This window comes from Paraburkholderia sp., assembly GCF_034668105.1.
Classification (GTDB): Bacteria; Pseudomonadota; Gammaproteobacteria; order Burkholderiales; family Burkholderiaceae; genus Paraburkholderia.
The window spans coordinates 1-8,431 of record NZ_JAXDPY010000453.1 but is presented as its reverse complement, the minus strand read 5'-3'; the positions used below and the strand labels follow the sequence as shown (position 1 = coordinate 8,431).

Here is an 8,431-nt window from a genome sequence, read left to right as displayed (position 1 = left end):
AGGCATAGCCGGCGCCTTTGCCGCGCCGTCCGCGCTTGCGCTACTGATGCTTTGTTTCCCGGATGGCACAGCGCGGGCGCGCGCCATCAGCCTCTACACGGCGGTATCGGGCGGCGGCAGCGCAGCGGGCCTGGTGCTCGGCGGCATCCTGACGGATTTCGCCTCCTGGCGCTGGGTATTGTTCATTAACGTGCCCATCGGCGCGCTGTTGCTGATGGCGGGACTGAGGTGCCTGCCCGAAGCGCCGCGCAACCGCGGGCATTTCGACTGCATCGGCGCGTTGACTGTCACCCTCGGCACCAGTCTTCTGGTGTATGGACTCGTGCGTGGCGTGCCGACAGGAGTGGGAGACCCACCCGTCGCGGCGGCGCTGAGCGCCGCCGGGTTATTGCTCACGGCCTTCATTCTCATCGAGAAGCGGGCGCGCCAACCGATCACCCCGCTCGCGCTCTTCGCCAACCCACAACGTTCAGGCGCTTACGTCGGCAGGATGCTGCTGATAGGCGGGATGCTGGGGACCTTCTTTTTCCTGATCCAATACGCGCAGGAAGTTCTGGCATTCAGCGCGTTCCGCGCGGGGCTCGCCTTCCTGCCGTTGTCGGTCACGCAGTTTCTGATGGTGGTGGTCGGGGTGCCACGTTTGATGCCGCGGCTGGGCGGCAAAGGTCTGTTGACAGGCGGACTGTTGATCGCGGCGGTCGGCATGCTGTGCCTGAGCCAGGTGGATGCAGGCAGCGAATTTTTCGCCGATCTGGCGTTGCCCATCGTGATGCTGGGGATCGGCTCCGGTGCCGCACTAGTGCCGCTTACAACAGCCGGCATTGACGGCGTGGCGCCGCGTGATGCCGGCGCGGCCTCCGGTCTGATCAACGCGACGCACTATATTGGCGGCGCGATGGGCACGGCGCTTGTCGTCTTCGTTGTCGATCTGACGCTTGGCGGCGCCGCGCCAGCGCCCACGCTCACCGATTCGGCTTCGGCTTCGGCTTCGGAACTGGACGCCAAGGCTGAACTTACCCAGGCGCTATCGATTTCCGCTGCCACATCGGCGGCGCTCTTCATGTTGGCGCTGCTCATCGTACTCGTCACGATGCACCGCCCGCGCCTAACGCCACCGGCATAAGCGTTCAGGCGGCGACCCGTTCCTCTACGGCCTAACCCGCCAAACCGCGCTCCAGATCGCCGCGGATATCGCCGGCGTTTTCCAGACCCACGGCGAGACGGATCAAGCCTTCGCTAATCCCCGCCGCCGCACGCGCCTCAGGCGTCACGCGCCCGTGCGTGGTCGTGGCCGGATGCGTGATGGTGGTGCGCGTGTCGCCGAGGTTGCCGGTGATCGAGCAGATTTTCGTGCTGTCGATCACGCGCCAGGCATTCGCGCGCATCTGCTCAGGCGTATCACCCTTCAGTTCGAACGACAGGATCGCGCCACCCGCCTTCTGCTGACGCATGGCCAGCGCGTGCTGCGGATGCGATTCGAGCCCCGGATAAAACACGCGGTTCACGGCGGAATGCGTTTCGAGCCAGCCCGCGATTTCCAGCGCATTCGCCGACTGCTTTTCGACCCGCAACGACAGCGTTTCCATACCTTTGAGCAGCACCCACGCGTTGAACGCGGACAAGGTCGGCCCGGCGCTACGCACGAACGGGAACACCTTCTCCATGATGAATTGCTTCGAACCGACCAGCGCGCCGCCGAGCACACGACCCTGGCCATCGAGGAACTTGGTGGCCGAATGCATCACAACATCCGCGCCGAGTTTCAGCGGCTGTTGCAACGCCGGGCTACAGAAGCAATTGTCGACCACGAAGATCGCATTCGCTGCCTTCGCGATCTTGCTGATCGCTTCGATATCGGCGACTTCGGTCAGCGGGTTCGACGGCGTCTCGAGGAAGAACATCTTCGTCTCCGGGCGCACGGCGTTTTTCCACGCGTCCAGATCGGTCGGATCGACGAAGGTTGTGACGATGCCGAACTTGCTGAAGATCTGCGAGAACATGCCGAGCGTCGAACCGAACAGTGCTTGCGAGCTGACCAGATGGTCGCCCGCCTGCAGCGTCGACATCACCACCGACATGATCGCGGCCATCCCCGAAGCCGTGGCCATGCACGCTTCGCCGCCTTCGAGCGCGGCCAGACGGTCCTGGAACATCGAGACGGTCGGGTTTGTGAAGCGCGAATAGGTGTAGTTGTCTTCGGAATTCCTGAATTTTTCGGCGGCGTCAGCGGCACTCGCGAAGACGAAGCTCGAGGTCAGGAAAATTGCTTCCGAATGTTCGTTGAAGTCGCTGCGCACTGTGCCCGAGCGGACTGCCAGCGTATCGAAGTTGAGGGAGTCGTCCATGTTGGTTCTGGTTTCCAATGTTCCATGGCTGGGTTCGGTGTCTACGGCGCACCCAAAAAGGAGCGCGTGACACCAAACGGCAGCAACAAAAAAGCCCGCTTTTGCGTCGGCATAAGCGGGCTTCATGTGCGGGGGAAAGCTGGAGCGGAGGCGGATGACTGCGACTTTTCCACCCTTCGCTTTAGCTGTTTCGGGTTGCCCCGCGTCCGCAAGCTGAGATCAAATCGACGCAAGCCGTCATGCTAACACGCTCGCGGCGTGAGGTGGCGTGCAGCCCCACGTCACGCCGCGAGCCGGATTGCTTTTAGCCCACCGACAACTGCAGATGCAATTGCGAACGCGCCGGCGCGCCGCCGTCGATCGCTTCGCTCGCGGCGTCGCGATCCGATTGCGAGGACGGTGCGAGACGCGCGGTCTCGATGCGGTCGAGGTACTCGGTCGTGACATCACCCGTGACGTAGTTGCCGTCGAAACACGAGGCTTCGAATTCCTTCAGCGCCGGGTTGATATCGCGCACCGCCTGCTTCAGCGCGTCGACGTCCTGATAAACGAGATGGTCAGCGCCGATCATGCGCGCGACTTCGTCGTCCGTGCGGCCATGTGCGACGAGTTCGCCGCGTGTCGGCATGTCGATACCGTAGACGTTCGGGTACTTCACCGGCGGCGCCGCTGAAGCGAAGATCACCTTGTTCGCGCCGGCGTCGCGTGCCATCTGCACGATTTCGTGCGAGGTTGTGCCGCGCACGATCGAATCGTCGACGATCAGCACGTTCTTGCCCTTGAACTCGATGCCCATGGCGTTGAGCTTCTGGCGCACCGACTTCTTGCGCACGGCCTGCCCCGGCATGATGAAGGTACGGCCCACGTAACGGTTCTTGAAGAAGCCTTCGCGATACTCCACGCCCAGCTTCTTCGCGACCTGCATGGCGGCCGGACGGGACGAATCCGGGATCGGCATCACGACGTCGATCGCGACATCCGGCAATTCACGCTTGATCTTCTCGGCGAGGTAATCGCCCATGCGCAAACGCACGTTGTAGACCGGCACGCCGTCGAGCACCGAGTCCGGACGCGCGAGATACACGAGTTCGAAAATGCAGGGATTCAGGCTCGGGTTAGTTGCGCATTGCTGCGAATGCAGATTGCCTTCGATATCGATGAAAATCGCCTCGCCCGGCGCAATATCGCGCACGAATTCGAAACCGATACCTTCGATCGCGACCGATTCCGACGCCAGAATCCACTCGACGCCTTCGGCCGTTTCCTGCTTACCGAGGCACAGCGGACGAATGCCGAACGGGTCGCGGAAGCCGAGCAGACCGTAACCGGCGATCAGCGAGACGATCGCGTACGAACCCCGCACCCGGCGATGCACGCCCGACACCGCCTTGAACAGCGCGGCCGGATCCAGTTGCAGACCCGAGCTGGACAGCTGCAATTCGTGCGCGAGCACGTTGAGCATCACTTCGGTGTCGGAATTGGTGTTGATGTGGCGGCGATCGATGCGGAACATCTCATCTTTCAGCTGCTGCCAGTTGGTCAGATTGCCGTTGTGCGCCAGGATGATGCCGAACGGCGCGTTCACATAGAACGGCTGGGCTTCTTCTTCGCTCGATGCGGAACCGGCGGTCGGGTAACGGACCTGGCCGATACCGGTGGTGCCGGGCAGGCTGCGCATGTTGCGCGTGCGGAACACGTCGCGCACCATGCCGTTCGCCTTGTGCATGTGGAAATTGCTGCCGTTCGCTGTCGCGATGCCGGCGGCGTCCTGACCGCGGTGCTGCAGAAGCAGCAGGCTGTCATAGATCAGCTGATTGACCGGAGAATGGGAAACTACGCCTACGATGCCGCACATGGCATGTCCTTCAAAGGTACGAAATTCGTAACGGCGGCCGATGCCTGCGATGCTGCGCGAGGGTACGCGACGGTATAGAGAGGCACCGGATTGCGCCGGAGTCCTGCTGCGTTCCTCTATCCGTTCGCTTGATCGTCACACGCGGACGTAGGCAGCGAGCGTCTCGGGAAGCAGCGGTTTCATTACGTGCACGCCCTCGACCGCATAGGGCCGAAGCAAGGCGTTGCGCCAGAATTCCTGTTGGGGCAGTTCGGTCAAGCCTGCAAGGGCGACCAGAACCAGCACCAGAACGACCCCGCGCACGAGGCCGAACATCAAACCGAGCGAGCGGTCCACGCCGCTCAAGCCGGTTGCCTGCACAAGGCGGCTCAGCAACGCGTTCAGCACGCTTGCCACCAGCACCACGCCGACTACTACCAGCGCAAACGCCAGGAGCCACTGGGTCAGTGCGCCGCCCGGCCACGTGGCAGGGATATACGGCACGACATAACCGACGAAGCGGCAAGCAATGAAAAACGCCGCAATCCAGCCGATCAGCCCGAATATCTCGGACAAAAAACCGCGCCATGTGCCGCGCAAGGCCGACAAACCGATCACCGCCATTACAGCGTAGTCGAAGGCAGTGAACATCGCTCGCTTACTGTGCTGCGCCGCTGTTCGCGCCCGACGTCAAGCCGGCCTCGCGAACCTTCGCAATCGCGGCGCTCGCCGCTGCACGATCGGCGAATGGACCGGCGCGCAATAGCGTGAGCGTCGAGCCGTCGGCCTGCTTCCGATGTTCGGTATATGCGGGCACGCCGGCCGCTTTCAACTTGGCGGCCCAATTGCGCGCGTTGGCGTCGTTCGCAAATGCGCCGAGCTGGACGGCGAAACGGCTACCCGGCGGCGACGCCGGCGTGCCGGAATTCGCGTCCGCGCTAGCGGCGGTGGTATTTGCGCTGTCTTCGTTTTGTGCCGAAACGTTCGCCGCGCTTTGCGTGGCGGGCGCGTTGGCCGGTTTGGCCGACTTGACCGGTTTGGCAGGCGTCTGCGCAATGGGCGCCGCGGGCGCCGTATTGACGGCGACGGCGGCGGGCGCTTGCGGTTTCACAGCCGGTTTGGCTGCGGACGCCGCGCTCGTTGCCGCGCTCTGCTGTCTAGCAGCGCCGGACTGGCCTTGCGTGGTTGCCGTTGTCGGCGCAAGGCCGGAAGCGGCGAGTGCCGCGTCAGGCGCTGGGTTATCCGGTGCTACACCTGCCTGCGTGTCTTCGTCGGTCCTGGCGACCTTCGGCGCGGGACGGCTTGGAATATCGATGGAGATGTCGTCAGTAACGGGCTTGGGATGCGAATCCAGCACCATGGGCAGAATCACCACCGCTGCGATGACCAGCGCAATCGCGCCGACGAGTCTGCGCCGCGCACGCTGCTTTTCCGGCAGCGTAGGGTCGAGCAGCATCGCATCGGCATCCACGGTGCGCTCCGTGCGGCGGGTTCGCCGCTCCACGCGCTCGCCACGGGCGGCCCGCGTGGAACTGGTGTTTGCGCCGCGCCGGGTGGGCGCGTCGTCTTTCTTGCCGAACGAGAAAATTCCCATGAATCGCTTGGTTCGAGCCTGGCGCCCGTTCAGTGTTGCTGCGATTTACGGTAGGCCATTACACCGGCTACCGTATAGAAACTGCCGAAAACCACAATTCTATCATTCTCTGACGCCCGTTTTAGCGCGTCTTGGAAAGCAGCGGCCGGCGTTGCGTAGCGCGTCACACTGCTGTCGCTGCCTTCGCTCACGCCTTGCTCGCGCAAAGCCGCTTCGAGTTCTTCCGCCGAAGCTGCACGCGGAGTCGGCAGACCAGTTACGCACCAGTGGTCGATTTCACCCTTCAGGTGCGACAGTACGCCGCCAATGTCCTTATCGCGCATCGCGCCGAACACCGCGTAGGTGTACGGGAAAAAGCCCATATTGCCGAGGTTTTGCGCCAACACCGCCGCGGCGTGCGGATTATGGCCGACGTCGAGCACGATCGACGGCTTGCCGGGCAGCACCTGAAAGCGCCCCGGCAGTTCGACGTTGGCGAGACCGAGCCGGATATCCTGCGCCGACACCGGCAAACGGTCGCGCAGCGCTTCTAGACCGGCCAGCGCCGCGGATGTGTTGATCAACTGATTCGCGCCGCGCAACGCCGGATAGGCGAGCGAGGAACGGCGCATCGTCGGGCCCACGTAGCTCCATTGCTGGCGCTCGCTGCCTGCCTGTCCTTCGTAGCGGAAATCGCGGCCGAATAGCCACAGTTCGGCGCCGATCTTCTCAGCGTGATCGATCAGCGTTTGCGGCGGCACCGGATCGGCGCAGATCGCCGGCTTGCCCGGGCGGAAAATGCCGGCTTTTTCGAAAGCGATTTTCTCGCGCGTATCGCCGAGATATTCGGTGTGATCGATATCGATGCTGGTGATGATCGCGCAGTCCGTATCGAGGATGTTCACCGCATCCAGACGGCCGCCCAGGCCCACTTCGAAGATCACCGCGTCCAGTCCGCGCGAGGCGAACAGGCTCATGATCGCCAGCGTCGTGAATTCGAAGTAAGTCAGCGTGACCGGTTCGGCGAGACTCAGGCGTGCGGCTTCCACGGCTTCGAAATGCGGCAGCAGCGCTGCGTCGCTCGCCATTTCGCCGTTCACGCGCGCCCGTTCGTTGAACGACAGCAGATGCGGCGACGTATGGCAGCCGACCGTGAAGCCCGCGCGCAGCAAAATCGATTCGAGGATCGCGCAGGTCGAACCCTTGCCGTTCGTGCCGCCGACCGTGATGACCGGGCACGCGAACGACAACTGCATCGCGTCGCGTACCTGCGTGATACGGCCCAAACCCATGTCGATGCCGACCGGATGCGCGGATTCAAGGTGCGTGAGCCACGCGTCGAGGGTGGGGAATGTGGTCATCGAGTGAATCTGTGCTGCGTTGCGAGATCGTGATTATCCCGGAAATGACAGCGCGCCGCTTGATGACTCTCGCGGCGCGCTATTTTTGGAGACTGCTTTGATCATTGCCGGCGTGCTGAATTGCTGCTTTGCCGACGGCGGCCACGCGCAAAGGCGCGGCTCGAGTCATTCAAACGCTTAAGCGACTGCGTCCGCGGGCTGATGGCTCAACAGCGCCATCAATTGCGCGATCTCCTCACGCAGCTTGCGACGGTCGACGATCATGTCGATCGCGCCCTTTGTCAGCAGGAACTCGGCGCGCTGGAAGCCTTCCGGCAGCTTTTCACGCACGGTTTGTTCGATCACGCGCGGGCCGGCGAAGCCGATCAGCGCTTTCGGTTCCGCGATCACCACGTCGCCCAGGAACGCGAAACTCGCCGACACGCCGCCCATGGTCGGATCGGTCAGCACGGAAATGAACGGCAGCTTGGCTTCGGCGAGCTTGGTCAGCATGGCCGTGGTCTTCGCCATTTGCATCAGCGAGAGCAGGCTTTCCTGCATCCGTGCGCCGCCCGAAGCGGTGAAACAGATAAACGGCACTTTCTGTTCGAGCGCGTTCTGCGCACCACGCGCAAAGCGCTCGCCGACCACCGACCCCATCGAGCCGCCCATGAACGAGAACTCGAAGCATGCGACCACCACCGGCAGCGTGTGGATGGCGCCGCCCATCACCACCATCGCGTCGGTTTCGTCGGTGTCGTCCATCGCCTCTTTCAGGCGATCCGGGTATTTGCGGCTGTCTTTGAACTTGAGCGCATCGACCGGCACGATTTCCTGGCCGATTTCGTAGCGGCCTTCCGGATCGAGCAGGCCGTCGAGCCGCTCACGCGCGCCAATGCGCATGTGATGGTCGCACTTCGGGCAAACATGCAGATTGGCCTCGACGTCATTGCGGTACAGCACGGCTTCGCACGACGGGCACTTGATCCACAGGCCTTCCGGAATCCCCTTGCGGTTCTTCGGGTCGGTTTGTTTGATTTTTGGCGGCAGCAGCTTATCGAGCCAGCTCATATTGAATCCCTCTGGGTCAACCGGTTGCGCAAACGGCGGGACAAACCCGCCGCACACGTTACAGGAGACAAAAAATTACTGTTATCGGGCAGTCGCGACGCTATCGAGCGCCTCGCGCACCTCGGCGATGAAACGCGTCAGTGTCTCGGCAGCGGTTTCGGGGGCCGCCTGTTCGAGCAGTTGCACGATGCGGCTGCCGATCACGACGGCATCGGAAACTTCGGCCACCGAACGCGCCGTTTGCGCGTCACGGATGCCGAAACCGACG

The 8,431-nt window shown here is 62.9% G+C and carries 8 protein-coding genes; 1 reads left to right on the top strand and 7 read right to left on the bottom strand.

Going from position 1 to position 8,431, the window contains the following annotated elements; genetic code table 11:
- On the top strand, positions 1-1,123 hold a 1,123-nt coding region (locus tag QOC89_RS20385), incomplete at its 5' end, for an MFS transporter (RefSeq protein WP_323046671.1).
- 31 nt (positions 1,124-1,154) lie between these two features.
- Here QOC89_RS20385 and QOC89_RS20380 read toward each other — a convergent pair.
- From QOC89_RS20380 to QOC89_RS20350, 7 genes are all read right to left on the bottom strand, one after another.
- A complete protein-coding gene (locus tag QOC89_RS20380) occupies positions 1,155-2,345 on the bottom strand; it encodes an O-succinylhomoserine sulfhydrylase (protein ID WP_323046670.1) in 1,191 nt (396 codons plus the stop codon).
- 304 nt (positions 2,346-2,649) lie between these two features.
- Positions 2,650-4,200, bottom strand: a complete 1,551-nt coding sequence (gene purF, locus QOC89_RS20375; RefSeq protein WP_323046669.1) for an amidophosphoribosyltransferase — start codon at positions 4,198-4,200, stop codon at positions 2,650-2,652.
- 135 nt (positions 4,201-4,335) lie between these two features.
- The gene (locus QOC89_RS20370) at positions 4,336-4,830 is read right to left on the bottom strand and encodes a CvpA family protein (RefSeq protein ID WP_179739466.1); all 495 of its coding nucleotides are present in this window, start codon (positions 4,828-4,830) and stop codon (positions 4,336-4,338) included.
- 7 nt (positions 4,831-4,837) lie between these two features.
- The gene (locus tag QOC89_RS20365; RefSeq protein WP_323046668.1) at positions 4,838-5,773 is read right to left on the bottom strand and encodes an SPOR domain-containing protein; all 936 of its coding nucleotides are present in this window, start codon (positions 5,771-5,773) and stop codon (positions 4,838-4,840) included.
- A 29-nt stretch (positions 5,774-5,802) separates the two neighbouring features.
- Positions 5,803-7,113, bottom strand: coding sequence for a bifunctional tetrahydrofolate synthase/dihydrofolate synthase (gene folC / locus QOC89_RS20360; RefSeq protein ID WP_323046667.1), 1,311 nt, complete (start codon positions 7,111-7,113; stop codon positions 5,803-5,805).
- Between the two features lie 177 nt (positions 7,114-7,290).
- The gene (accD, locus tag QOC89_RS20355) at positions 7,291-8,163 is read right to left on the bottom strand and encodes an acetyl-CoA carboxylase, carboxyltransferase subunit beta (protein ID WP_091804851.1); all 873 of its coding nucleotides are present in this window, start codon (positions 8,161-8,163) and stop codon (positions 7,291-7,293) included.
- 81 nt (positions 8,164-8,244) lie between these two features.
- A partial coding sequence (locus tag QOC89_RS20350) for a tryptophan synthase subunit alpha (protein ID WP_323046666.1) occupies positions 8,245-8,431 on the bottom strand: 187 nt, incomplete at its 5' end.